Consider the following 22655-nt stretch of genomic DNA (forward strand, 5'->3'; position numbering starts at 1 on the left):
GCGGAGCTGGTTGACAGCACCTCGACGGGGAGACGCGCATGGCAATGGAGCAGTTCGGCCTGAAAGGTCAGGTCGCGATCGTGACCGGCGCCGGAAAGGGCGTCGGGCAAGGTATCGCGCGAGTGCTGGCAGAGGCCGGCGCGACCGTAGTCGGCACGGCGAGAACGGAATCCGACATCGTCGAGACCATCGCCGGCATCGAAGCCGCGGGCGGTAAGGGCATGGCGGTGGTCGCCGACGCGATGAGCCGGCCCGACGGGGAGCGAGTGGTGGGCACGGCCATGGAGCGGTTCGGCCGCATCGACATCCTCATCAACAACGTCGGCGGATCCACCTATGCGCGGTTCCTCGACGTCACCGACGAGGACTTCAGGCACACCTTCGACTGGTGTGTCACTTCGGCGTTCATCATGAGTCAGCTTGTCGCGCCACACATGATCGCGGCCGGACACGGCTCGATCGTCAACATTTCTTCGGGGTCGGCCCGATTCGGCATCCGTGCCTTGACCGCCTACTGCACGGCAAAAGGCGGTCTTGAGGCGCTCACCCGTGCGATGGCGCAGGAGTTGGCGCCCAAGATCCGGGTGAACGCGATCGCGCTGGGGTCGTTCGCGACCGATGGTTTACAAGGAAGCCTTGACTTGTTACCCGGGTCGTTGGAGAAGATGAAGGAGGCGACGCCGTTGCATCGCCTCGGCGATGTGGAGGACCTCGGAAGGTTGTGCGTGTATCTGTCCACGCGCGACTGCTACGCAACGAACGCCATCTTCCACGTTGACGGCGGTATCGACTCGAACAACTCGCCGCTGCCGATCCCCGACTACTGAGCAGGAACAGGATTGACGATGCGCAGAGTGGTCCAATTCTCGACCGGGAACGTCGGCAGGCATTCGCTGGCCGCGATCATCGGCAGGCCGGATCTCAAGTTGGTGGGTGTTCATGCCTCCGGCCCGGACAAGATCGGCCGCGATGCTGCCGAATTGTGTGGAATCGCCGAGCCGACGGGTGTCATCGCGACCGACGACATCGACGCGCTCATCGCGCTCGGGCCCGATTGCGTGCTCTACACAGCCTTGGGCGAGACCAGGCCGATGGAGGCGATCGAGCAGATGTCGCGGTTCCTGGCAGCGGGGATCAACGTCGTCGGAACCTCCATGGTGTGGCTGGTGACACCGCGCCAGACCGACGACTGGTTGCGGGTGCCGCTTGAAGAGGCGTGTTCGGCGGGGAACTCCTCGCTGTATGTCAACGGCATCGACCCCGGGTATTCCGGGGACACCGCGGTGTACGCGGCGCTCAGCCTGGTCACGCGTGCCGAGTCGGTGACAGTCAAGGAGATCTTCGACTACGGCAACTACGACGACTACGAATACACCGGCACCGCCATGGGTTTCGGCACGACCCCCGACGACGACCTGCCGATGGCATTCCAGCCGGGGGTGATCACGGCGATGTTCGGCGGTCTGGTGCGCAACCTCGCCGAACGGCTGGGGGTGGAACTCGACGAGGTCGGTCAGCGTTTCGAGCCGTGGTACAGCCCCGAGCGCATCGAGTGCACGATGATGACCGTCGAGCCAGGACAACTGGCCGGAGTGCGGTTCGCCGCCGAAGGGGTGCGCGGCGGCGTTCCCATCATCACGATCGAGCACACCACCCGGCTGACCCCGGCGGCGGCGCCGGATTGGGAGTATCCGCCGGAAGGTCAGTCCGGCGTGCACAAGGTGATCGTGGAGGGCGAGCCGCGTATCGAGGTGAGCACTGAGCTGTCCCATCCGACGCTCGACGTGACCGACGCCGGATGTGTGTCCACCGCGGCACGGGTGGTCAACGCGATCGACTGGGTGTGTGACGCTCCGGCGGGATTGATTGCCGCCGAGGATATCCCGCCGACTGCACTGATCCGCGGGCTGATGTGGTGAATGTGCTGATCGGCAGCTTTGCGCGGGCTAGCGATGTCATGTCGGCTCTCGGTTGTCCGTGCACCGAAGGTCAAGCCGCATATCCCGGTGATCCACCTTTCGCGTTGTTTAAAGTTGCAGCGGGGTGAGTTGTTTCCGTAATGTCCGGCCGGTTAGTTCTGATCGCGACTGCGTAAGAGTCCAGCGTCGATCATGAATGATGGCTCACCAATCCAATTTGTTGTCCACATGCAGCTACGAGCCCCGCGGGCGGCGCTTGTAGTGCCGGCGACCACGCATGGCCATCTAATGCTCATGCACGGAGTTAAGCTCGTTGCTAGATCTTGCGGTGGCGCCGCCTTCGTCGTCGCGTGCCAGAGCCAAGAGCAACGTTCATCCCGTAGTACGTTCTTCCGCTGCGGAGTCCAATCCAGATGCAGTTCTTGTGCCCCCGGTGAAGTGCTTTCGCCGGGGCTCCGACGACGTTGCGCGTGCGCAACGGACGATTTCTGCGGGGATTGGATGTAGGGAATTCGTCCAATCGGAGAACAATGGATATGTCTTTCGATCGGGTTCCGCGCGCCACACCTATCAGACGGTCGCTGGTACGATCAACGCGGCCCGTCCAACATTATTAATGGGAGAACGCTTGACCGAGCAACTGCACAGCACCAGCGGTCCCCAGGCGCGTCTTCTGGCGCATAATGAGCGAATTCTCCTTCTGCAAGAAGCGATTCGTGTCAGGCGTCTTGAGTTGAGGATCAGGTTGGTTTTTGGTGCGGCGGCGATCGCCTCGGCGCTGACCATTTTTGTGGTTACAACGCTGACATGGGGCAAATTAGATCTTGGTCAGATAAATCGGGTTGCAATTCCTATCACTTTGTTGGTAATTCTGGCATTCGTGGCGCTTCTTATGATTGAGTATGATCGTCCCAAAGATAAGAGGACGTCGGTTCGTCGCCTACAGTTGGATCTAGAGTTAGCAGAAGAATCTCGTCGAATTAACGCGGCGCAGCTCGGTCTGCCGGTTTATCAACGTCAGTACGCTTACAAAGACATGATTCCGCGAGAATTGAGGCAACTGCGAGCCGAGGCGAAGCGGTACGGACGAATCCATAATGCATTTCAATCGATTATCATCATCGGATCTCTTGGTACTACCACCGCGGCGAGCCTCGCGGCAACGCCGTCATCGCTTAAATGGGTGACTGTAGGCCTCAGTTTCTTGGTGGGTGTGTCTGCTGGATTCACCGGATACTTCAAATACCGAGAGCGCAGTTTCTACTTGCAACAGACCGCCGACAGCATCGAGCAAAACATGTCGGCGTTTGATTTGGGAATACACCCGTACGATGCGACGGACGAAAGTCTGAACCTTCACAAACTGGCGACGGATATCGAGATCCTTAAGGCCGAGCAGCGGAAGCGCCAGCAACAACTCGATCAGCCGCATGAAGCGAAAAGCGATACTTAGCGATAGGGGGCACGCGGGCCTTGAGATTCGTCAAGGAATCGTTTGTGATTCAGCACCGCTCATTGTCGTACTCTCGATCCGGTGGGCGCTCTGGGCTGTTCCGCGCTGTGAGCTTGCAAGCCATCATGCGGACCGCTCATCCCTTTTCTTCCCCGAAGCACGCGATGCCCACAGCGGTAGCAGTTAGCTATCCATGCCATGGCGCATATGTGACCGCCCCCTCTGAGTTACAACAGTCAAAGAGCAAGTGTGGTCACATGCCCCGGCGGACTGACAGACGTCGCCTTCACGTTCCGATTGCCGTCGCGGCCTCAACATTTGGCGCCGCAGAACGGCTCAGCAGGCCCTCAAGCACTCATCGCTTCAATCGCTCCCGCAGTTCGCGCTTGAGCACCTTGCCATAGCTGTTCTTGGGCAGCGCGTCGATGAACTCGTAGCGCTTGGGCCGCTTGAACCGGGCGATGCGTTCCAGCAGGTGAGCATCCAGGGTGGCGGCGTCGACTTTGCCTGTTCCGGAGCCCACCACAAACGCGACCACCACCTCACCCCAATCCGCATCGGGTGCACCCACCACACCGGCCTCCACCACATCGGGGTGTTCCAGCAGCGCTTCCTCCACCTCGCGGGGATAGATGTTGCTGCCCCCGCTGATCACCACGTCCTTGGAGCGGTCGCGCAGGGTGAGGTAGCCGCGCGCATCGAAGGAACCCATGTCCCCGGTGTGCAGCCAGCCGTCCTTGAGCGTGGCGGCGGTGGCGGTCGGGTTGTTCCAGTAGCCCGACATGACGACGTCGCCGCGGCAGACGATCTCACCGATCTCGTCGACGGCGGCGTGGGTGCCGTCGTCGTTCAGCACGGCCACCTCGACGCCCGAACGCGGATATCCGACCGAGCCCAGCGTCGCGTCGTCCGCTCCGACGTGGTCTGCCCGGCGCAGTCCGGTGATCGTCATCGGCGCCTCGCCCTGTCCGTAGAGCTGCACGAAGATCGGACCGTAGGCGGCCAGAGCCTTCTTGAGGCTGTCGACGTACATCGGCCCGCCGCCGTAGACCACGGTCTTCAGGTTCTCGGGGCGGGGCCTGCCCGTCTGGATCAGGCGCTGCACCATGGTCGGAGCCAGAAACGCGCTGCTGCCGGGGTGGTGACCGCACAGGTCCAGGAACTCGTCGGGTTCGAACGCGGCGGATTCGGGCACCACCTGACGGGCGCCGCGCAGCACGTAGGGCGGGATGTACAGACCGGAACCGTGGGACATCGGGGCACCGTGGATCAGGCTGCAGTGCTCGTCCGGATCGTCGAAATCGGCCAGGTGCGCCAGTGTCATCGCCATCAGGTTGCGATGGGACAGCATGGCGCCCTTGGACTTTCCGGTGGTGCCGCTGGTGTAGAACAGCCAGGCCAGAGCCGCGGGATCGGTCGACGGCGGGTCCGCGGGCCCGGCATCGAACCGGGCCGCATAGGTCTGGTCACCGATGGTTTCGACGGGCACCCCGGTCACCGATGCCAGCCCCTCGGCGACCTTGGCCGAGGCGAACACCTGCACGGCACCGGAATCGTCGAGGATGTCGGCCATCTCACGAGGATGAAGCTTGTAGTTGATCGGCACGAACACGCATTCGGCCGCCCAGATCGCGAACATCAGCTCGATGATCTCGGGCCGGTTCTCACTGGCGACGGCGATGCGTGTGCCGCGATCACCGAGGGCCTTCAATGTGGTGGCCAGTCGCAGTACCCGGTCGCGCAACTGTGCCCAGGTGCGGACTTGGCGTTCCCCCAGGAACACCGCGCCCTGGTCGCCGAACCGGTCGGCGGCCTGATCGAGGACCACGAAAGTGTTCACTCTGCAACCCACTTGGCGTTCAGCGCGAAATCGGAAAGATACTTCGTCGAGCTCCAGCCGCCGTCGACGACGATGGTCTGACCGTTGATGAAGCTGCCCCCGTCGGAGCACAGGAAAGCGACGGTGGACGCGATGTCCTCGACCCGGCCCAGTCGGGTGTGTGGAGTCATCTCGGTCTGCATCTTGCGGAAGCCGGGATCGTTGAGCCGTTGTTCGACCATCGGCGTCACCGTCACCCCCGGGGCCACCGCATTGCAGCGGATGCCCTGGGCCCCGTACTGGCAGGCGATATGGGTGGTCAGCGCCGTCAGTCCGCCCTTGGCCGCCGAATAGGCCCCGCCGCGGAGGCCGCCGACAACGGCGAACGTCGAAGTGATGTTGATGATGGCCGAACCAGAACCCAGGTGCGGGATGACGTCGCGGGCCAATCGAAATGGTGCGCGCAGCATGATGCCCAGGAAGTGGTCGAGGGTTTCGTCATCGGTCTCGTGCAGGGGCTTGGGGCTGCCGACTCCGGCGTTGTTGATCAGAAAGTCGATGCGGCCCCAGCGGGATAGTGCGGCCTCGACGATTAGTTGTGGGGCGTCATCGGCAGTCAGGTCGACGGCCAGTGTCGCGATCCGATCCGGGGCGACCCGTTCGAGTTCGGCCAGCCGGTCCTCGTCGCGGCCGGTGCCGAGCACCGCCATGCCTGCCTCGGCAAGCGCGGTGGCACAGCCGAATCCGATGCCACTGCTGGCTCCCGTGACGATCGCAACCTGCATTAGTCGTGCCCCTTCAGCGTCGCTCGGATCTGATGCTTCAACACTTTGCCCGCGTCGTTCTTCGGCAGTTCATCCCAGATCTCGACCCGCTCGGGTGTCTTGAACCGGGCCAGCCCGTGTTCGGCCAGCACCCGGCCCACGTCTGCCACGTCGGGGCGTTGGCCGTCGGCGGTCACCAGCACCGCGCAGGCACGTTCGCCGGTGCGTTCATCGGGCAGGCCGACGACGGCTGCCTCGGTGATGCCGAGTTCACCGACCAGGATGTCCTCGACTTCCTTGGGGGAGATGTTCTCGCCGTTGCGGATGATGAGGTCTTTGGCCCGTCCGGTCACCTGCAGATAGTCGCCGTCCACCCAGCGGCCGAGGTCCCCGGTGCGGAAAAATCCGTTCTCGTCGAAGGATTCGATCTCGTCCTCGGGGTGCAGGTAGCCCCGCAGCATCTGGGGGCCACGAGCCCTGATCTCGCCGGAGACGAGCCGGACCTCGGCGATCCCTGGGCGGCCGTCGGTCTCGGCGGCGTGCTCGACGCCTCCCGGGGCCAGTGAGCCGACGGTGGTAACCGGGACCTCGGTCGAGCCGTACACGCGGCTTACCACGGCCCGGTCGAAGTAGTCCGACGCCCGCCGGATCAGTGACGGCGGTACCGAGGCGCCGCCGCAGATGAACACCTTGAGGTCGGGAAGCCGGGTGCCGGCGTGTTCGGCGGCGGCCAGCAGTTGTTCCAGAAACGGTGTGGCCCCGGCCATGTGGGTGCACTTGCGGTCGGTCATCAGAGCCACGCCGTCCTCGGCGTTCCAGCGCTCCATCAACACCGCGGTGCTGCCCAACAGCAAGGGGCATTCGAAGGCATAGATGGAGCCACCGATGTGGGCGATGGGGGAGGGCACCAGGAAGGTGTCGCCGGGGTCGATCATCCAGTGCTCGCGCAACTGCAGGATCAGCGCGTTGATCGAGTTGTGGCTGTGCAGTACTCCTTTGGGGCGCCCGGTGGTGCCGGAGGTGTACATGATCATGCGGACGTCGTCCGGATCGAGTGCGGGCAGGTCTCGGTCGGGAGCGGGCGGCAGCGCGTCGAATGCGCGGTGCGGCCCCGGATCTCCGCGCAGCACCACCACCTCCGGTGGCCTGTCCATCTGGCTGCACACCCGGGTCAGCATTGCCGCGTAGTCGTGTTTACCGAACTGGGCGGGGATGAAGATCGCCCGGCTCTGCGCGTCGTCGAGGATGAAGCACAGTTCCCGGTCGCGTAGTGACGGCAGGATCGGGTTCACCACCATGCCCGCCAGCGTGGCGCCGAGGTAGATGGCCGCGGCCTCGTGCCAGTTGGGCAGCATGAACGACACCACGCTGCCGGCCGGCATCCACGCGGCCAGCTGCAGCGCCAGAGCCTGTGCCCGGCGGTGTAATTCGTGGGCGGTCAGCCTGGTTTCCCCGTCGACCAGCAGCACCCGGTCGGGGTTGTCCCGCGCGGCATCGGCCAGCGCGTCGGCCAGGGTCGTGGACACCCACAGGCCCCGGGCGTAGGCGTCGGTCGCACGCGCCTGGTCCCGTCGCACCAGATTTCGCACCGCGCCTCAGCCCTTGACCCGGCGCATCGTCATGGAGTGGCGGAACCGGCCGGACGGGTGAGTGTTGACGGTAACCTGAGCGATCTCGCCGTCGGAGGTGGTATAGGTCCGTTGCATCTGCAGCGCCGCGGTGCCTGCGGTGACCTTGAGGCCCGCGGCGAGCTCGGGCGACGTGACGATCGCTGAGATTTCCTGGTGCACTTCGACGATGCTGACTCCGAACAGATCCTCGATCAGCGGGAAGATCGGCCCGGAGTGCCGTTGCAGCAGCCGCCCCACCGCTGCGAAGCTGCGGTTGACGTAGTACTCGGTGCGGCACACCGGCGCGGGGTCACCGTCGGCCTGCCGGTAGCCGCGGACGGCCAGCCATTGCTCACCGAGGGGGAGTCCGGTGCGTTCGGCCAACTCGCCGTCGATCGTGACCATGGCATTGGACTCGATCGTGAACTGGGCGCCGGTGGCGAAGGCCAGCAGGTCGTTGATCGAGACCACGTCCTGCGCATAGGTATTGGTCGCGGCTCGCTGGGCCACCGTGGTGCCCGCACGGGGCCGTGAGGTGACCAGGTTGTCGTCGCGCAGCCGCCGCAGCGCCTCGCGCACGGTGTAGCGGCTGACCTCGAAGCGCTCGCACAGTTCGTGTTCGGTGGGCAACTGCGAGCCCACCGGGTACACCCCGTCGACGATCTCCTTGCGGAGGGTGCGTGCGACCTGCAGGTAGCGGTGGTCGGCCGGCGTGACGGTCATCGGTGTCAGCCTCTGCGCAGCGCCAGGACGCTGCCGTCGCCGTCGCCCGAGATGTAGAGCGTCCCATCGGTTCCCGCGGTGATCCCGGCGAACGGGCCCTGCGGGCCGGAGAACGGCGGCATGCCCTTGAGCGGTTTGGGGGTCACACCGGGCGGCGGGCCGACCGGCAGCCCGGTGGCGATCGTCGTGCGGCCCGCATCGCTCAGATCGTGGCCGATGAGCTCCTTGCTGCCCGAGTCGACGATGTAGAGAACGCCGTCGCGCACGAGAATGCCGTGCGGCGTGTGCAATCCGTCGACCAGCGGCGCGACACCTCCGCCGCTCACCCGCACAACCGCACCGGCCACCGACACCAGCGGTGCGCTGTCGGGTCCGATCACCACCCCGACCGGGGTGTCGAGGCCGGAGGCCAGGACGCTGACCGATCCGTCGCGCACCGAAAGTAGCCGTCCCGCACCCTGTTCGACGACCACCACGGACCCATCGGGAGCCTGGGCCACGCCGTAGGGCTGGTCGATTCCACTGGCAAGAACCTGGCTCACCTCCTCGTCGGCTGCCCCGGGGCGGAAGCGTGCGACGGTGTCGGCGGCGGTCGTGACGATGAATTCTCCCGGGCCCGAGGCGGTCACCCCACGGAGGAAACCGGGATAGCCCGGTGAGAAGAGCATCGCGACTGTCTGCAGGTCCCCGTCGGGGCCGACCCGATAGAAGTAGGTGCCGTCGGCGACATAGAGGTTGCCGTCGGCGCCGACGGTCAGATCCAGCGGCCAGTTCAAACCACCCGGCAGTACCGCCTGGCTGCCGCTCGATGAGATCTCGGTGATCTCACCGGTGAAGTTCGAGACGAAGAGCCGGTCGTCGACGAAGGTGCAGTTGTCCAGGCCGGGGTTGAGCTGGGCCAGCAGCGTCTGCTCGCCATTGCGCGGGTCGATGCGCAACACCTGGCCGCTGGCCACCTGGGTGGAGATGATATAGCCGTCGGCGTCGAACTTGACCGAGTCCGGTACCCCGAGCCCGCCGGCCACCACCTGGGGCTCGCCGCCATTGGGGTCAATGCGCCAGATCTCGTTCGCGCCCATCACGGGGAAGTAGAGGAGTCCGTCGGGGCCCACCTCCATGGCGTTGGGCGAGGGCACGTTCTCCAGCAGGATGCGCGGGGCGCCGCCGGCCAGGTCGAACTCCATGAGCCGGCCACCCTCGCGGCATTCTCCGACGAACAGCCGTCCCTGATGGAAGGTGATGCCGTTCGCGGAGGGGATGTCGTCGCGCATGACGCGGGTGGTGCCGTCCGCGGCGCGCACGCTGACCCGGCCGTCCATCACCTCGGTGGCATACAGGTTGCCGCTCGGGTCGAACGCGACGTCGTCGGGGGCGATGATGTCGCCGCCCTTGGCGCTGATGGTTTCGAGCTGTCCGGTTTCCACGTCGAGTGCGCTGATCTGGCTGCCGGTGACCTGGGCAACGTAGATCCGGCCATCGGGTCCGGTGCGCAGGCCGTTCGCGCCGAACAGCCTGCTGGGGCCCGTGACCTGCTGCAGCGTCCAGTTCTCGGCGACGGACGGGTTTGCGGTGTACCTCGCATTGGCGATGCCGGGATTTGCCGATAGGGCGCTCATGACCTCGGACGTTAGCAACTTGCCGTAGTCCAGACAATAGCCGCCGAAAACCTCGGATCGACCCTTGACGGTTGAATAAGTGCTGGGGAATAGTGTTCTCCAATATGAAGATCGTCATTTGTTGTCCGGACAATTAAGCCGATTGGGGTGCGGATGGACAGTTCCCTGAGCTTGGACGGCCGGGTTGTGGTGGTGTCGGGCGCCGGTGGCGGCGGCATCGGCACCACTGTCACGCGGATGGCAGCCGAGGCCGGGGCCACGCTGGTGGCGGTGAGCCGGTCGCAGGACAACCTCGACACCCACGTCGTACCGTTGGCCGACAAGGGACTGAACGTGGTGACGGTCGCCGCCGACGCCTCCACCGATGAGGGCATCGCGACGGTGCTCGACGCGGCCCGGGCCGCCGAAGGAACGCTGTACGGGCTGGTGAATGTCGCCGGCGGCGCGGCGCCGTCCACCTGGATGCCGGCCACCCGGGTCTCGCGGGCCGACTGGCGCGAGCTGTTCGCCGCGAACCTGGAGACCATGTTCTTCATGAGCCAGGCTGTGGCAGCTGAGATCCGCAGCCAGGGGACCCCGGGCTCGATCGTGTCGGTGTCCTCGATCAGCGGGATGAACACCGCGCCGTATCACGTCGCCTACGGCACGGCGAAGGCCGCGATCGTGGCGGCCACCCGGACCATGGCCGCAGAGCTGGCCGCCGAAGGCATCCGGGTCAATGCTGTCGCCCCGGGTGTGACCGAAACCGCCGCCTCGGCAACCTATGTCGATGCCGACCCCGAGCGGGACCAGCGGGCGATCGCGATGGGCCGCCGCGGTACTCCCGAAGAGCAGGCCGGGGCCATCCTGTTCCTGCTCTCGGACCTGTCGAGCTATATCACCGGCCAGACCATCCTGGTCGACGGCGGGCTCAACCTGCGCTGGACCCATCTCGGTGCCGACAACACCTCGTTGTTCCTCAAGGACAACGACTTCCGCGAAGCGATCAGGAGGATCTGATGGCGCATACCGAATCCCATCTCGACGCGACGCTGGAGGTCGATGCCGAACCGGATGGCGCGAGCGGAGAGATCGCCGAGGACTTGTCACAGCCGACCACCATCCCGGTCGAGGCCTACATCTCCGAGAGTTACGCTCGCGCCGAACGAGATCGACTGTGGCGCAAGGTCTGGCAGCAGGTCGGCCGGGTCGAGGAGATTCCCGAGGTCGGAAGCTACCTGACCTACGACATCCTCGACGACTCCATCATCGTCGTGCGTACGGGCCCGAATGAGTTCACTGCCCACCACAACGTCTGCATGCACCGCGGACGCAAGCTCATCGACAATCCCGAGGGCGCCAAGAACGCGACCGGCCGGGCGCGGAAGTCCTTCGTCTGCGGATTCCATGGCTGGACCTACGGTCTCGACGGAACCTGCACGCATATCCGGGAACAGGACGACTGGCAGGGCAAACTCACCCCGCGCAACACCCACCTCGCTCCCGTGCAGGTGGACACCTGGGGCGGGTGGCTGTTCATCAACATGGATCCGGACTGCGAATCGCTGGCCGACTACCTGATGCCGGCGGCCAAGATCCTCGACCCGTTCGGTCTGGAGAACATGCGCTACAAGTGGCGCAAATGGTTGTATTTCGACTGCAACTGGAAGGTCGCGATGGAGGCCTTCAACGAGACCTACCACGTGTTCACCACGCACCCGGAGTTCAACAAGTTCGGCGAGTTCAAGGGCTGGGCCAAGGCGCAGGGCAAGCACAGCAACATCGGCTACGACGCGCCGAAGGGCCTGGACGAGACCAAGTCCAAGATCCGTCTGGGAATCGGTGATCCGCGCATCTCCACTGCCGAGATGCAGGTCTACACCATGGAAGAGACCAACGCGACGACGACGAAGACCTTGGTGAACGCCGCCAAGCGGCTCGTCGACGAGCTGCCCGAGGGCACGCCCGCCGACGAGGTGCTGCAGCACTGGCTGGCCTCGGCCCGCCGCGATGACGAGGCACGTGGCGTGACCTGGCCGACCATCCCGCCCGACATCCTCGGGCAGAGCGGCACGGCTTGGCAGATCTTCCCGAACTTCCAGGTGGGGCAGGGCCTGACCAGTGCGCTGTGCTATGCCGCACGGCCCGATCCGAGTTACAACCCGGACAAGTGCATCTTCGAGGTCGCTGTCTTCGAGCTGTACCCGAAAGGCGAAGAGCCGGACACCGAATGGGCCTACACCCCGAAAGATTCACCGAACTGGCTGTCGGTGCTGCCGCAGGATTTCTCGAACATGGCGGCGGTGCAACAGGGGATGAAATCGGCAGGCTTCCCCGGAACTCTGCCGAATCCCTACCGCGAACGCAGCACGGTCAACCTGCATTACCAACTTTCCAAGTACATGGGCACCGGAGAACCCCGAGACATCCAGTGATTTGGGTGCGTCCAGCGGCGGTCAGCGCCGCCAAATGCACACAAATCGCCGAGTAAGGAGACAACATGAAGGTCAATCTGGGTACGGGAGCGCAGAACTCCCACGACTGGGAGCGCGTGCTGGCCGGTGACTTCAGCACCCCGCCGGCCACCCCCGACTACAAGTGCGTGCAGGCCGCGCTGGCCCTCGGCGACCTCGCCGAGCCGCTCGGCTTCGACGGGATCTGGTTCCCCGAGCACCACGGCACGCCATACGGCATGACGCCCAACCCGATCCAGGCCCTGACCTACTTCGCCGGACGCACCGAGCGGGTCAGCCTGGGCACGTTCGTGGCGGTGGTGCCATGGTGGAACCCGATCCGGCTCGCCACCCAGATCGCCTACCTCGACATCGTCTCCAACGGTCGCTACACCACGATCGGCCTGGGTCGTGGCGTCTCCAAGGGCGAGTTCGCAGCCGTGGGTGTGCCGCGCGAGGAGAGCCGCGACCGCTTCAACGAGACGCTGGACATCCTCAAGCTGGCCTTCTCCGGTGAGCGGTTCTCCTACGAGGGCAAGATCTTCTCGTTCCCGGAGATGTCGCTGCGACCCGAGCCGATCAGCACCGACCTGTTCGACCGCATCTACAGCTCGTCCTCGACCGCCGAGTCGCTGGAGATCCTGTCCCGTCGCGGCATGGTCCCACTGTTCGTCGGCAACAAGCCGATCACCGATGCCGGTGAGGAGGTGCGCAAGGTCAACACCTTCCGTGCCGAGGAAGGCCTGGGGCCCTGTCAGCCCAAGAACGTGATGTTCATGTACTGCGTGGGCTCCGAGGACGAGGTCGCTCAAACCGAAGAGTGGATCTGGACGGCCAATCGGGATGTCAACGTGCACTACGGCTTTGCCGACGCGTCCAACTTCAAGGGGGTCAAGGGCTACGAGGCCTACGCCGCCCGCGAGGCCAGCGCCACCGCGGTGCTGGCTTCCGAGGTCGGCAACCAGAAGAAGGGCGGCCCGCCTGGGTACCACGCCTCCAACCTGCTGATCGGCACCCCCGAGACGGTGTTCGAGAAGCTCAAGGCGGCCCAGGAGGCCTGCTCGTTCTGTGAGGTCACCATCGTCCCGCAGTTCGGCACCATGCCGTACGAGAAGGCGATGGAGTCCACCAAGCTGTTCGCCGCCGAGGTGCTGCCCGCGGTTCATGACATGCCCGCTCCCTTGCACGCCGCCGCTCTCCCCGAGAAGGCCAACGCATGACCCAACCGAACACGTGCGGGCCCACCGAAACCCCAACCGATTTCGACGTCGACGCGATCCGGGAGAAGTACGCCGCCGAGCGGGCCAAGCGTCTGCGACCCGAGGGTGGTGACCAGTACCTGGAACTGGACGGTGATTTCGCCGAGTTCTCCGAGGTCGACCCTTACACCACAGTGACCGAGCGCGACCCGATCGCCGAGGACGCCGACGTCGTCATCCTCGGCGGTGGTTTCGCCGGCCTGCTGGCCGGGGCGTACTTGAAGAAGGCCGGTGTCGAGGGCATCCGGGTCATCGAGATGGCGGGTGACTTCGGCGGGGTGTGGTACTGGAACCGCTTCCCCGGAATCCAGTGCGACAACGACGCCTACTGCTACATCCCGCTGCTCGAAGAACTCGACTTCATGCCGAGCAAGAAATTCGCCGACGGCGCCGAGATCTTCCAGCACTGCCGCAACATCGGTAAGCATTTCGGCCTCTACGACGGCGCGTTGTTCTCCACCCAGGTGCGCGAACTGCGTTGGGAGGACGAGACGCAGAGATGGCGGATCAGCACCGACCGGGGCGACGACATCCGCGCCCGCTTCGTCGTCATGGCGCAGGGCTCCTACAACGTGCCGAAGCTGCCGGGCATCCCCGGTATCAAGGAATACAAGGCCGCGGGCGGACACGTGTTCCACTCGGCGCGCTGGGACTACGACTACACCGGAGGCACCGCAGACGGCGGCCTGCACAAGCTGGCCGACAAACGCGTCGCCCTTGTCGGCACCGGCGCAACCGGTATCCAGCTGGTACCGCACCTCGGCCGCGACGCCAAGGAACTCTTCGTCTTCCAGCGCACGCCGTCCTCGGTGGACGCCCGGACCAACCCGCCCACCGATCCGGCCTGGGCCGCGTCCCTGCAACCCGGCTGGCAGGAGGAGCGCAAGCGCAACTTCCACAACTGGTCGCCGTTCGTCGGTGTGGTGTTCGGCGAACCAGACCTGGTGTGCGACTTCTGGACCGAGCTCGGACGCAACCTGACCGCCCGGATCGCGGCGAGCGAGAACCCCGCCGAAGTGACCATCGAGCAGATCATGGCGTTCCGGGAAGAAGAAGACTTCAAGATCATGGAGCGGCTGCGGCGGCTCGTCGCCGAGATCGTCGAGGACCCCGATACCGCCGAGGCGCTCAAGCCGTACTACCGCTTCATGTGTAAGCGACCGACGTCCAGTGAGCATTATCTGTCCACGTTCAACCGCCCCAACGTGACGCTCGTGGACGTCTCGGCATCCAAGGGTGTCGAGCGGTTGACCGAGAAGGGGATTGTCGCCGACGGCGTCGAATACGAGGTCGACTGCGTGGTTTTCGCAAGTGGCTTCGAGATCTCCACCGAGATCAGCCGCCGGTTCGCGATCGACAAGATCGTGGGCCGCGATGGGCTGGAGCTGTTCGACTACTGGCAGAACGACTACAAGACCCTGCACGGGATGACCAGCCGTGGCTTCCCCAATCAGTTCTTCATGGGCTTCATCCAGGGCGGCGTGTCGGCCAACACCACGGCGATGTTCGAACAGCAGGCCAAGCACATCGCCTACATCATCGCCGAGGCGCAGAACCGGGGCGCCACCACGGTCGAGCCGAGCCAGGAAGGGCAGGACAGCTGGGTTTCGACGGTCCGTGAACTGTCGATCGACAACTCGGCGTTCGAATTGTCGTGCACGCCCGGCTACTACAACAACGAGGGCCGCGGTGGTGCCGAACGCAACGGCGCGTTCCTCGGTGATTTCTACTCGCCGGGGTTCTACGCCTTCGACGAACTGATCGCCGACTGGCGCGCCAAGGGCGACCTCGACGGATTAGAGCTCACCTCATGACGACTACGACCGCTCTTCAGACCCGGGATATCAAGCCGCGCATCGGAACCGAGATCCGGGCCGACAAGGCTGCGCTGCTGTCGGGGGAGCACGCCGGGCGGATCCGAGAACTGCTCGAGCAGCGCGGAGTACTGGTGTTCCCGCAGATCGGGTTCACCGATGACGAGCAGATCGCGTTCACCGAAACCCTGGGCACGTTCGCTCCCGAGCACCAGGGCGAGAAGCTGTACAAAGTCTCTCTCGATACCGAGGTGAACAAGCAGGCCGACTATCTCAAGGGCTCGCTGTACTGGCACATCGACGGCACGATGAACGAGGTGCCGATTCTGGCCTCGCTGCTGCAGAGCGTCGCGCTGGGCAACCCGGAGGAAGGCGACACCGAGTTCTGCAACACCTACGCCGCCTACGACGACCTGTCCGATGAGGACAAGGCCGAGATCGAGGGTCTGCGGGTGATGCATTCGGCGTGGAACACGATGTTCTACTACGACCCGGAACCCAGCGCGAAGGCGCTGCGCCGGATGATGGCGATCGGTGACCGGGAACTGCCGTTGGTGTGGACGCATCAGTCCGGCCGCAAGTCGCTGGTGCTGGGTGCCACCGCACGGCACATCACCGACATCGACTTCCGCAAGAGCGCCGAACTGCTGGTGCGGCTTCGGGATTGGGCCACCCAGCCGGACTTCACCTACCGGCACAAGTGGACCGTCGGTGACCTGGTGATCTGGGACAACACCGGAACCATGCACCGGGCCACACCGTATGACCCGACGTCGGGACGGCTGTTGCAGCGCACCAAACTCGAGGGCGAGGAGCCCTTCGCTTGAGCACACTCCTCAGATTCGACGATCGCGTCGCCGTCATCACCGGCGCCGGACGGGGACTGGGCCGCGAATACGCCCTGCTACTCGCGTCGAGGGGCGCAAAGGTCGTCGTCAACGATCCTGGTGGCAGCCTCACAGGAGACGGGACCGACACCGCACCGGCGCAGCAGGTGGCCGACGAAATCGTCTCGGCCGGTGGAGAAGCCATTGCCGTCACCGACTCGGTGGTGACCGCTGAAGGCGGTCAGGCCATCATCGATGCGGCCGTCGAGCGCTTCGGCCGCATCGACATCCTGATACACAACGCCGGCACGGTGCGCCGCGCGTCGCTCAAAGAGATGAGCTACGACGATTTTGACGCCGTGCTCGACGTGCACCTGCACGGCGCGTTCCACGTTGTGCGCCCGGCTTTTCCGCTCATGTGCCAGGCCGGGTACGGGCGTGTGGTGCTGACCTCGTCGATCGGCGGGCTGTACGGCAACCACGAGGTGGCCAACTACGCTGCGGCCAAGGCCGGGATCCTCGGCCTGTGCAATGTGGTGGCACTGGAAGGTGCCGCCGAAGGTGTGTTGTGCAACGCGATCGTTCCGGGCGCGGTGACCCGGATGGCCGAAGGTCTGGACACCTCGGCCTACCCGCCGATGGGCGCGGACCTCGTGGCCCCGGCAGTGGGCTGGCTGGCCCATGAAACCTGTTCGGTCACCGGCGAGTTCTTGGTGGCGATCGCCGGGCGCATCGCCCGTGGCGTCGTCGCCGAGTCGCCCGGGGTGTACCAGCCATCGTGGACCGTAGAGGAGGTCGGCGAGCAGATAGACCGCATCCGCGACGTGAGCGAGCCGGTGATCTTCCCGGTCGTTCCTGACGGGCACGCCGACCACATCCGCTACAGCTTCGGACGTGCAGCAGAGGGAGCCCGATCATGAGAACCGGTCCATTGCAAGGGGTTCGGGTCGTTGATCTCACCGCCATGGTGATGGGGCCGTACTGCACGCAGATCATGGCCGACATGGGCGCCGACGTGATCAAGGTCGAGACACCGGCCGGCGACAACACCCGTTACATCTCGGTGGGCCCGGCTCCCGGGATGAGTGGCGTCTTCGTCAACGTCAACCGCGGCAAGCGCAGTGTGGTGCTGGATCTGCGGTCGGAACAGGGCAAGGCCGACCTGCGCGCTCTGATCGCCGACGCCGACGTGTTCATTCACTCGATGCGGGCCAAGGCCATCGCCAAGCTCGGCTTCGGCTACGACGACGTGGCCGCGATCAACCCGGGCATCGTCTACACCAATTGCTACGGGTATGGCCGGCGCGGCCCGGACGCCGACCGGCCGGCCTACGACGACACCATCCAGGCCGAGTGCGGATTGCCCGCGGTACAACAGCAATTGACCGGCGAGGCCTCCTACGTGGGCACCATCATGGCCGACAAGGTGGCCGGACTGACCGCGCTGTACGCCACGACGATGGCCTTGTTCCACCGGGAGCGCACCGGCGAGGGGCAGGAGGTCGAGGTCAGCATGTTCGAGACCATGGCCTCCTTCATGCTGGTCGAACATGCCAACGGCGCCATGTTCGACCCCCCGCTGGGGCCCGCGGTGTATCCGCGGGCGGTCACTCCCAACCGCAAGCCGTACGAGACCAAGGACGGTCACATCGCGGCGCTCGTCTACAACGACAAGCACTGGAACGCCTTCATCGACCGAGTGCAGCCCGCGTGGAACACCGAACAGTTCGCGACACTCGAACAGCGCGCCCGGCAGATCGACACGGTGTACGGGCTGGTGGCGCAGACTCTCAAGGAGCGCACTACCGCGGAGTGGCTGGATCTGTTCGCGGAGTTGGAGATTCCCGCGGCCCCCATGCTCACTCCCGACGCGTTGTTCGAGAACGAGCACCTCAATGCCGTCGGGCTGTTCGAGACCGTCGACACCCCGCACGGCCGGGTGCGGATGCCGGGCGTGCCCACCTGGTTCTCCCGGACTCCGGGTCACGTGGCCGGGTATGCACCGGAACTGGGTGCGGATACCGCCGCGGTGCTCGCCGAGCTCGACCCACGGGACATCGCCGGGTAACGGCGTACCAGAGCAGGAACAGAAAGGCCAAGAGTGGATTTCGATTTTGGCGAGGCGGCCGGCACGCTGCGGGGTGAGCTGCGGGCGCTGATCGCCGATCAGGTGCCCGCCGATTTTCTCGGTGCGTTCACCGATGACCCCGCCGATCTTGCGGTGGCCCAGCAGTTCTGCCGCACGCTGGCGCAACAGCACCTGCTGTGCATGTCGTGGCCGAAGGAGTTCGGCGGCGGCGACGCCTCGGTGTGGGAGCAGACGGTGGTGCGCGAGGAGATGTGGGCGCACCATGAACCGCGCGGTGCCCAGTACATGGGTGTCAACTGGGTGGGCCCGATCATCATGCGGCACGGCACGGAAGAGCAGCAGCGCAAGCACCTGCCGCCGATCGCCAACGGTGAAGTGATCTGGTGCCAAGGCTTTTCCGAGCCTGAGGCGGGTTCGGACCTGGCCTCGCTGCGTACGTTCGCCCGGCGGGAGGACGACGGCTGGCGGGTCAACGGTCAGAAGATCTGGACCTCCTACGCCACCATGGCGCAGTGGATCTTCCTGCTGGCCCGCACCTCCAAAGTGGGAGAAGGCGCAACCCAGAAGAAACAACAGGGCATGACGATCTTCCTGGTGCCGATGGATTCCCCGGGGATCACGGTGCGCCCGATCCGGACCATGATGGGCCCGCACCATCTCAACGAGGTGTTCTTCGATGACCTCTTGGTCACCGAGGCCGATGTGTTGGGCACCGTGGATCAGGGCTGGTCGATCGTGCAGGACGTGGTGTCCTTCGAGCGCGTCGGTATTGCCCGCTACGCTCGTTGTGAGCGGCTACTGCAAACCGCACCCGAGATCCTCGGCGACGCCTGGGAGCAGCTGCCCGCCGAGCTGCGGGGCCGGTGGACCCGGATGCTCACGCACTGCCGCCGGGCCCGTTTGATGGCCTATCGGGTGGTGTCGATGCAGGCCACCGGGAGGGTGAATCCCGGTGACTCCGCGGCATATCGGATCGCGGTGACGAGGCTGGACCAGGAGAGTGCCGAGGTGCTCATGGAGATCGCCGCCGCGGTGCCCCGAGGTGGAAGCCCGGAAGCCGAGTACTTCCGCGCCGAGGTCGAGGACCATTGGCGGTACTCGCAGGCGTCGACGGTGTCCTCGGGCAGCATCGAGATGCAGCGCATCCTGCTGTCGCGCACCTTGCTGGCCGGAAAGGCGTGACGGCGATGATTCTCGATCTCAGCGATGACGCGAAAGAGTATGGCCGTCAGGCTCTGAAGGCATTCGAAGCAGCTGGCGGCGATCAGCTGCTGGCTCAGGCCGACGCCAAGCCGCACACCCGCGCCGGCCTGACCACGCCCGTGCTGGAAAGTCTCGGCGCCTTCGAACTGGAGCCGCGCACCGATGCGGACTCGTTGGAAGCCGCAGCTGCCCTGTGTCGCAGTGCGGGCTATTGGGCACTGCCCTATCCGGTGGCCGAGCGGCTTTCGCGCCCGGCAAACCTCGACGTCGACGGCCTGGTCATCGTCGATCCCGACGCGCCCGAGGCGGCGCTGCAGGGCCTGGACAACCGCTGGGCCACTGTCACATTGGATGGTCAGCGCAGCACAGTGACCAAGACGGGTGCGTCGGGTCCGTCATTCACCACCGCACTGGAACTGTCGGCGCTGGACGACGCGGGCACCGCAGATGTCGCCTTGGGCCTGGTGCTGCCGTCGTGGACGCTGCTCGGCATGCTGGATCGGGCCATCGACCTGACGGTCGCGCATGTCAGTCTGCGCAAGCAGTTCGGCCAGCCGCTGTCGGCCTTCCAGAGTGTGCAGTTCCAGCTGACCGACGCTGAAGTGGAGCGCAGCGGTGTCGACATGCTGGCCAAACACGCGCTGTGGAGCCTGGGCATCCACCCCGCAGACGAGGCGATCAACGACGCACTGGCGTTACGACTGGCCACGATCGAGGCAGCAGAGGTGGTCTTCCGGGTGTGCCACCAGCTGCACGGAGCCGTCGGCTTCTGCGACGAGACCGTACTGTCCTGGTTGTCGCGCTACAGCCAGCCGTTGCGCCGCTTGCCGTTCGGGGTGTCCAAGACCCGCGATACCCTCACCGCTCGGCTGGGCCGGCGCGGACTCACCGGATTGTTCTCGTCATGACGGACCTCGACGATTTCCGCACCACCGTCAAGGACTGGTGCGCACGCCACGTACCGAAGGACTGGCGCCCCAACCAGACCGGCGTCGGCGACGAAGAGTTCGTGTCGTTCCAGAAATCCTGGTTCGCCGAGCTGCACACTTCCGGGTACGCCGTGCCGCACTGGCCTGTCGAATGGGGCGGCGGCATGTCCGTGCCTCAGCAGATCGTGCTGTACCAGGAATTGGCCGCCCACGATGCGCCCCGCCTGGTGCTGGCGTTCGTCGGGATCCACCACGCCGCGTCCACGCTGCTCGCGGCGGGTACCGACGCGCAGCGCAGCAGACACCTGCCCGCCATCCTCGACGGTGAGATCTGGGTACAGGGTTTCTCCGAGCCGGAGGCCGGATCCGACCTCGCGGCGCTACGTACCACGGCCAGAGCTGATGGCGACAACTTCATCGTCAACGGCCAGAAGCTGTGGGCCAGCGGCGCGATGCACGCCGACTGGTGTCTGCTGCTGGCCCGCACCGATCCGGACGCACCCAAGCGGCACGGCATCTCGTACTTCCTGATGGACATGACCACACCTGGCATCGATGTGCGGCCGATCCGAAATGCCGTGGGGGATTCGCATTTCTGCGAGATCTTCCTCAACGATGTGGTGGTGCCCGCGGCCAACCTGATCGGCCCGGTGAACAAGGGCTGGCAGGTCGCCCAGGCCACCCTCGGTGCTGAACGTGGCATGACCATGCTCGAACTGTCCGAACGCCTGGGCAATGCCGGTTTCACCTGGCTGCTGGAGGCTGCGCCGACAGATGATCCGGTGGTGGCAGACCGGTTGGCGCAGTTCGAAATCGAGCTGACTGGCCTGCGTGGGCTGTGCCGAGATCTGGTCGAGCGCACCGAGGCAGGGAAGGCCGGACCGGCCGACGCCTCGATCGTCAAGCTCTACTACAGCGAACTGTTGCAGCGGATGACGGGTTTCGGTGCCGAGATCGGTGGCCTGGCCGCCCACACTGTGCTGACCAAACCGGCTTCCAGCGGATGGGAGTCGGGATCCTGGATGCTCGATTTCATCGGATCGTGGGAATGGACCATCCCCGGCGGCGCCAGCGAGATCCAGCGCACCATCATCGGTGAGCGCGGACTGAGCCTGCCACGAGAACCGAGTGCGGTGTAGATGAGCGACGTTCCTGATTTTGCGGCGATCCACGACGAGCTGCGTTCGGTAGCAGCCGATCTGCTGGCCAAGGACACCATCGACTGGCCGCTGCTGATCTCGGCAGGCTGGATCGGGCTGGATGCGCCGGAGGATGCCGGTGGTGCCGGCGCCACGTTCGCCGAGGTCGCGGTGATCTGCGAGGAGCTCGGTCGGGCCGCCGCGGCCACCGGTTATCTGGGCGGTGCCGTGCTGGCCATCGGTGTCCTGAATATGGTGCACCCCAATGAATCGCGCGACGCACTGCTCAAGGCCGTCGTGTCCGGAAGTATCCGGACCGCGATCGCGCTGCCCGGAGCAGGCGATCCGGCGCCCTTCGAACTGGCCACCACCAGGCTGGGCTGGCGCATCCACGGCAGTGCCGCGTTTGTACCGGACGTCGTCGGAGCTCAACGGCTGCTTCTGCCTGCCCGTGACGCCGATGGCGTGGCGGTGCTGGTGGACGTGGCGGCCGGCTCACCCGGTCTCACGGTCACCGAGCAACCGGTGCTCGACGAGACCCGCACGCTCGCCACCGTGACGGCCGAGGGTATCGAGGTCGACGAGGACGCGGTCTGGCATTTCGATGGTGCTCCCGACTCCGGCTTGGATGCACTCACCGACCGGGCCGCGCTCGCGGTTGCCTGCGACAGTCTCGGTGTCGCGCAGGCCATGCTCGATACCACGGTGTCCTACACCGGGGTTCGCCAACAGTTCGGCCGTCCGATCGGCTCGTTCCAGGCCGTCAAGCACGCCTGCGCCGACATGCTGGTGCAGATCTCGGTGGCCAGACAGCTCGTCGGGGCCGCCATCGCGTCTCTCGATCCCCGCGCGGTTTCCATGGCCAAGGCGTACACGACCGAGGCCGCTGTCGAGGTGGCCGGCAAGGCCATGCAGTTGCACGGCGGCATCGGCTACACCTGGGAGAGCCGGGTGCACGTCTATCTCAAGCGAGCCGCGCTCAACCGTTCGCTCTACAGCTCGCCCGCCGAGCACCGCGCCAAGGTCGCGCAGCGTTATCGGTGAGCTGCGTACAGTAGC

Annotated in this window: 19 protein-coding genes; 14 read left to right on the forward strand and 5 right to left on the reverse strand. The window is 65.3% G+C overall.

The window, feature by feature from the left end; translation table 11 throughout:
* The first annotated feature begins 38 nt into the window (after window positions 1-38).
* The 3 genes from AC4ELH_RS32505 (at window position 39) to AC4ELH_RS32515 (ending at window position 3372) form a co-directional block, all read left to right on the forward strand.
* Window positions 39-827 carry an SDR family NAD(P)-dependent oxidoreductase gene (locus AC4ELH_RS32505; RefSeq protein ID WP_498888935.1) on the forward strand — a complete coding sequence of 263 codons (789 nt, stop codon included), beginning with the start codon at window positions 39-41 and terminating at the stop codon, window positions 825-827.
* An 18-nt stretch (window positions 828-845) separates the two neighbouring features.
* On the forward strand, window positions 846-1919 hold the full coding sequence (locus AC4ELH_RS32510; protein ID WP_498888937.1) for an NAD(P)H-dependent amine dehydrogenase family protein: 1074 nt from the start codon (window positions 846-848) through the stop codon (window positions 1917-1919).
* A 628-nt stretch (window positions 1920-2547) separates the two neighbouring features.
* The gene (locus tag AC4ELH_RS32515) at window positions 2548-3372 is read left to right on the forward strand and encodes a DUF4231 domain-containing protein (protein ID WP_498888939.1); all 825 of its coding nucleotides are present in this window, start codon (window positions 2548-2550) and stop codon (window positions 3370-3372) included.
* 355 nt (window positions 3373-3727) lie between these two features.
* On the opposite strand, the gene AC4ELH_RS32520 is transcribed toward AC4ELH_RS32515, so the two are convergent.
* From AC4ELH_RS32520 to AC4ELH_RS32540, 5 genes are read right to left on the reverse strand one after another with little or no spacing between them, the layout of a single operon-like run.
* On the reverse strand, window positions 3728-5212 hold the full coding sequence (locus tag AC4ELH_RS32520; RefSeq protein WP_498888941.1) for an acyl-CoA synthetase: 1485 nt from the start codon (window positions 5210-5212) through the stop codon (window positions 3728-3730).
* Window positions 5209-5976, reverse strand: coding sequence for an SDR family NAD(P)-dependent oxidoreductase (locus tag AC4ELH_RS32525; RefSeq protein WP_498888943.1), 768 nt, complete (start codon window positions 5974-5976; stop codon window positions 5209-5211). The genes AC4ELH_RS32520 and AC4ELH_RS32525 overlap by 4 nt, the downstream gene beginning before the upstream one ends.
* Complete coding sequence (locus AC4ELH_RS32530) at window positions 5976-7532, reverse strand: AMP-binding protein (RefSeq protein WP_448441749.1); 1557 nt, start codon at window positions 7530-7532, stop codon at window positions 5976-5978. The genes AC4ELH_RS32525 and AC4ELH_RS32530 overlap by 1 nt, the downstream gene beginning before the upstream one ends.
* An 18-nt stretch (window positions 7533-7550) precedes the next feature.
* Window positions 7551-8288, reverse strand: coding sequence for a GntR family transcriptional regulator (locus AC4ELH_RS32535; protein ID WP_448441751.1), 738 nt, complete (start codon window positions 8286-8288; stop codon window positions 7551-7553).
* A gap of 5 nt (window positions 8289-8293) precedes the next feature.
* Window positions 8294-9904: a Vgb family protein gene (locus AC4ELH_RS32540; protein ID WP_498888946.1), complete on the reverse strand. Its 1611-nt coding sequence runs from the start codon at window positions 9902-9904 to the stop codon at window positions 8294-8296.
* 153 nt (window positions 9905-10057) lie between these two features.
* On the opposite strand from AC4ELH_RS32540, the gene AC4ELH_RS32545 reads away from it, so the two are divergent.
* From AC4ELH_RS32545 to AC4ELH_RS32595, 11 genes are all read left to right on the forward strand, one after another.
* Window positions 10058-10903 (forward strand): SDR family NAD(P)-dependent oxidoreductase, encoded by an 846-nt coding sequence (locus AC4ELH_RS32545; protein WP_498888948.1) that lies wholly within the window; start codon window positions 10058-10060, stop codon window positions 10901-10903.
* Window positions 10903-12318, forward strand: coding sequence for an aromatic ring-hydroxylating oxygenase subunit alpha (locus AC4ELH_RS32550; protein WP_498888950.1), 1416 nt, complete (start codon window positions 10903-10905; stop codon window positions 12316-12318). Before AC4ELH_RS32545 ends, AC4ELH_RS32550 begins: the two co-directional genes overlap by 1 nt.
* A gap of 65 nt (window positions 12319-12383) precedes the next feature.
* A complete protein-coding gene (locus tag AC4ELH_RS32555) occupies window positions 12384-13556 on the forward strand; it encodes an LLM class flavin-dependent oxidoreductase (RefSeq protein WP_055117395.1) in 1173 nt (390 codons plus the stop codon).
* Window positions 13553-15409, forward strand: coding sequence for a flavin-containing monooxygenase (locus tag AC4ELH_RS32560; protein WP_498888953.1), 1857 nt, complete (start codon window positions 13553-13555; stop codon window positions 15407-15409). Before AC4ELH_RS32555 ends, AC4ELH_RS32560 begins: the two co-directional genes overlap by 4 nt.
* Window positions 15406-16236: a TauD/TfdA dioxygenase family protein gene (locus AC4ELH_RS32565; RefSeq protein WP_498888955.1), complete on the forward strand. Its 831-nt coding sequence runs from the start codon at window positions 15406-15408 to the stop codon at window positions 16234-16236. The genes AC4ELH_RS32560 and AC4ELH_RS32565 overlap by 4 nt, the downstream gene beginning before the upstream one ends.
* On the forward strand, window positions 16233-17156 hold the full coding sequence (locus AC4ELH_RS32570; protein ID WP_498888957.1) for an SDR family NAD(P)-dependent oxidoreductase: 924 nt from the start codon (window positions 16233-16235) through the stop codon (window positions 17154-17156). Before AC4ELH_RS32565 ends, AC4ELH_RS32570 begins: the two co-directional genes overlap by 4 nt.
* Complete coding sequence (locus AC4ELH_RS32575; RefSeq protein WP_498888959.1) at window positions 17153-18304, forward strand: CaiB/BaiF CoA transferase family protein; 1152 nt, start codon at window positions 17153-17155, stop codon at window positions 18302-18304. Before AC4ELH_RS32570 ends, AC4ELH_RS32575 begins: the two co-directional genes overlap by 4 nt.
* Window positions 18305-18337: 33 nt before the next feature.
* Entirely contained in the window at window positions 18338-19507 is a 1170-nt protein-coding gene (locus AC4ELH_RS32580; protein WP_498888961.1) for an acyl-CoA dehydrogenase family protein, read from the forward strand.
* A 5-nt stretch (window positions 19508-19512) separates the two neighbouring features.
* Window positions 19513-20436 carry an acyl-CoA dehydrogenase family protein gene (locus AC4ELH_RS32585; RefSeq protein WP_448441770.1) on the forward strand — a complete coding sequence of 308 codons (924 nt, stop codon included), beginning with the start codon at window positions 19513-19515 and terminating at the stop codon, window positions 20434-20436.
* Entirely contained in the window at window positions 20433-21596 is a 1164-nt protein-coding gene (locus AC4ELH_RS32590) for an acyl-CoA dehydrogenase family protein (protein ID WP_498888964.1), read from the forward strand. Before AC4ELH_RS32585 ends, AC4ELH_RS32590 begins: the two co-directional genes overlap by 4 nt.
* Window positions 21597-22640 (forward strand): acyl-CoA dehydrogenase family protein, encoded by a 1044-nt coding sequence (locus AC4ELH_RS32595; protein ID WP_498888966.1) that lies wholly within the window; start codon window positions 21597-21599, stop codon window positions 22638-22640. It begins immediately after the preceding gene.
* Window positions 22641-22655: the final 15 nt, after the last annotated feature.

The organism is Mycobacterium shunyiense (genome assembly GCF_058270075.1).

What these genes read in the sequence shown, in the direction of transcription:
- AC4ELH_RS32505 (WP_498888935.1), top strand. Translation starts at nt 39, where the DNA reads ATGGCAATGGAGCAGTTCGGCCTGAAAGGTCAGGTCGCGATCGTGACC.
- AC4ELH_RS32510 (WP_498888937.1), top strand. Translation starts at nt 846, where the DNA reads ATGCGCAGAGTGGTCCAATTCTCGACCGGGAACGTCGGCAGGCATTCG.
- AC4ELH_RS32525 (WP_498888943.1), bottom strand. Translation starts at nt 5,976, where the DNA reads ATGCAGGTTGCGATCGTCACGGGAGCCAGCAGTGGCATCGGATTCGGC.
- AC4ELH_RS32535 (WP_448441751.1), bottom strand. Translation starts at nt 8,288, where the DNA reads ATGACCGTCACGCCGGCCGACCACCGCTACCTGCAGGTCGCACGCACC.
- AC4ELH_RS32540 (WP_498888946.1), bottom strand. Translation starts at nt 9,904, where the DNA reads ATGAGCGCCCTATCGGCAAATCCCGGCATCGCCAATGCGAGGTACACC.
- AC4ELH_RS32545 (WP_498888948.1), top strand. Translation starts at nt 10,058, where the DNA reads ATGGACAGTTCCCTGAGCTTGGACGGCCGGGTTGTGGTGGTGTCGGGC.
- AC4ELH_RS32550 (WP_498888950.1), top strand. Translation starts at nt 10,903, where the DNA reads ATGGCGCATACCGAATCCCATCTCGACGCGACGCTGGAGGTCGATGCC.
- AC4ELH_RS32555 (WP_055117395.1), top strand. Translation starts at nt 12,384, where the DNA reads ATGAAGGTCAATCTGGGTACGGGAGCGCAGAACTCCCACGACTGGGAG.
- AC4ELH_RS32560 (WP_498888953.1), top strand. Translation starts at nt 13,553, where the DNA reads ATGACCCAACCGAACACGTGCGGGCCCACCGAAACCCCAACCGATTTC.
- AC4ELH_RS32565 (WP_498888955.1), top strand. Translation starts at nt 15,406, where the DNA reads ATGACGACTACGACCGCTCTTCAGACCCGGGATATCAAGCCGCGCATC.
- AC4ELH_RS32575 (WP_498888959.1), top strand. Translation starts at nt 17,153, where the DNA reads ATGAGAACCGGTCCATTGCAAGGGGTTCGGGTCGTTGATCTCACCGCC.
- AC4ELH_RS32585 (WP_448441770.1), top strand. Translation starts at nt 19,513, where the DNA reads ATGATTCTCGATCTCAGCGATGACGCGAAAGAGTATGGCCGTCAGGCT.
- AC4ELH_RS32590 (WP_498888964.1), top strand. Translation starts at nt 20,433, where the DNA reads ATGACGGACCTCGACGATTTCCGCACCACCGTCAAGGACTGGTGCGCA.
- AC4ELH_RS32595 (WP_498888966.1), top strand. Translation starts at nt 21,597, where the DNA reads ATGAGCGACGTTCCTGATTTTGCGGCGATCCACGACGAGCTGCGTTCG.